The 2,538-nt window shown below is 62.5% G+C and carries 2 protein-coding genes; both read left to right on the top strand.

Annotated features, from left to right (window positions below; translation table 11 throughout):
- Positions 1–121: 121 nt before the first annotated feature.
- Entirely contained in the window at positions 122–1,609 is a 1,488-nt protein-coding gene (gene istA / locus ACSSV4_RS23105) for an IS21 family transposase (RefSeq protein ID WP_454277321.1), read from the top strand.
- Positions 1,606–2,370: an IS21-like element helper ATPase IstB gene (istB, locus tag ACSSV4_RS23100; protein WP_084396756.1), complete on the top strand. Its 765-nt coding sequence runs from the start codon at positions 1,606–1,608 to the stop codon at positions 2,368–2,370. The genes istA and istB overlap by 4 nt, the downstream gene beginning before the upstream one ends.
- Positions 2,371–2,538: the final 168 nt, after the last annotated feature.

The following is a 2,538-nucleotide window of genomic DNA, read 5'->3' as shown; positions in this document are numbered from 1 at the left end:
GTGAGAACGGCGGTGCAAAATTAGACCACGGTAGCGCCGTCGTATTGGCGGTGCGGGCGGCGTAAAAGTCGTCCACTTTTTCCCTTCTTGCGGCAGCAGGGAGGGCGAGGAGATTTACACCGTGGAACTTTATCTGAAGGTCAGGCTGGCGCGCAGCGAGGGGATGAGCCAGCGGGATCTGGCGCGCCATTTCAACATATCGCGCGACAGCGTTCGCAAGATGTTGGCGTTCTCATCGCCGCCGGGATACCGGCGCACGAAGGAGATCAAGCGTCCCAAGCTTGATGGGTTCAGCGAGATCATCGACGGCTGGCTTGAAGAGGACAAGAAGTTGCCTCGCAAGCAGCGCCACACAGCGAAGCGGATCCACGAGCGGCTCAAGGCGGAACACGAGTTCACCGGCGGCTATACGATTATCAAGGACTACGTTCGGCAGCGTGAACGACGCACCCGTGAGATGTTCGTGCCGCTGGCGCATCCGCCGGGCCATGCGCAAGCCGATTTTGGCGAAGCGTTGGTTGTGATCGGGGGTGTCGAACAAAAGGCCCACTTCTTCGTCCTGGATTTGCCGCACAGCGATGCCTACTTCGTGCGGGCCTATCCGGCGGCGACGGCGGAGGCCTGGATGGACGGGCATGTGCATGCCTTTGCCTTCTTTGGCGGGGTGCCTCTGTCGGTTCTCTATGACAACGACCGTTGCCTGGTCTCGAAGATCCAGCCGGATGGGACACGGGTCCGCGCGACGCAGTTCAGCGGATTGCTGTCGCACTACCTGTTCCGAGACCGCTACGGGCGGCCGGGCAAAGGGAATGACAAGGGCAATGTCGAGGGGATGGTGGGCTACGTGCGCCGCAACCACATGGTGCCGATCCCCCACTTCCCGGAGTGGGAGAGCTTCAACGCCTACCTTGAAGAGCAGTGCCGTGCCCGTCAGGGCGACACCTTGCGTGGGCACACGGAGATGATCGGCGCGCGCCTGCAGCGGGATCTGGCCGAGATGCGCCCCTTGCCAGCCGCCCCCTTTGAGGCCTGCGCACAGGCCAGCGGCCGGGTGAGCTCCCAGTCTTTGGTCCGCTACAACACCAACGATTACTCGGTCCCCGTGGCCTATGGCCATCAGGATGTGTGGGTGCGGGCCTATGTCGATCAGGTGGTGATTGGCTGCCGTGGGGACGTGATCGCACGCCATCCGCGGTGCTACGCGCGCGAGGACATGGTGTTCGATCCGATCCACTACCTCCCGCTGATCGAACGCAAGATCAATGCTTTGGATCAGGCTGCGCCCCTTGCGGAGTGGGACTTGCCAGAAGAGTTCGACACGCTGCGCCGCCTGATGGAAGCGCGCATGCTGAAGATAGGGCGCCGCGAGTATGTCCAGGTGCTGCGTCTTCTGGAGACCTTCGGCATGGAGGAGCTACACGCCGCCGTAAAGCAGGCCCTGAAGATGGGCGCGGTCGGCTTTGATGCTGTGAAGCATCTGGTTCTGTGTCAGGTCGAGAAGCGGCCACCACGGCTCGACCTCGACGTGTACCCCTACCTGCCACGGGCGCGGGTCGAGACGACCTCAGCGGCCAGCTACATGTCCCTGATGTCGGAGGCTGCGGAATGACCCATGCCCCCGAAATCCTGCTGGAGCATCACCTCAAGAGGCTGAAGCTTCCGACATTCCTGCGTGAGTATCAGAAGGTGGCGCGCCAATGCGCCGCCGAGGGCTTGGACCATGTCCAGTTCCTGACGCGCCTGGTCGAACTGGAGCTGATCGATCGCGAGCGACGGATGGTCGAGCGCCGCATCAAGGCGGCCAAGTTCCCGGCCACCAAAAGCCTCGACAGCTTCGACTTCAAGGCAATCCCCAAGCTCAACAAGATGCAGGTGCTGGAACTGGCGCGCTGCGACTGGATCGAACGGCGCGAGAACGTGATCGCCCTCGGCCCAAGCGGCACCGGCAAAACCCACGTCGCCCTCGGCCTGGGGCTCGCTGCTTGCCAGAAAGGGATGACGGTCAGCTTCACCACCGCCGCGGCCTTGGTCAACGAACTGATGGAGGCGCGCGACGAGCGTCGCCTGCTGCGGGTCCAAAAACAGATGGCCAACGCCAAGCTGCTGATCATCGACGAATTGGGCTTCGTCCCTCTCTCCAAAACCGGGGCCGAGCTGCTCTTTGAATTGATCTCGCAGCGCTACGAGCGCGGGGCTACGCTGATCACGAGCAACTTGCCCTTCGATGAATGGACGGAGACCTTCGGAACCGAGCGCCTGACCGGGGCGCTCCTCGACCGGCTGACCCACCACGTCAACATCCTCGAGATGAACGGCGAAAGTTATCGCCTGGCCCAAAGCCAGGCGCGAAAAGCCACCAAAACCTCCTGACCGACAATCCATGACTTGGCCCTCACGGGCCAAGGCGGCCAGTCAACCGCCAGCTATTTGGGGAGCGCGGTCGACTGGCCGCCAGCGCTCTATGCGCCCTTCACGCCCAACCCCAAAGTGGCCTACTTTTGCGCCGCCCTTTGGTCGGGTTTTACTCCGCCGTTGACA

Source organism: Roseovarius sp. MBR-154, assembly GCF_053628595.1.
The sequence above is the reverse complement of the archived record's forward strand: the minus strand, read 5'-3'. Positions and strand labels throughout refer to the sequence as shown.

Excerpts from the sequence above, each read along its gene's own strand:
- istB (WP_084396756.1), top strand. The coding sequence starts at position 1,606 with ATGACCCATGCCCCCGAAATCCTGCTGGAGCATCACCTCAAGAGGCTG.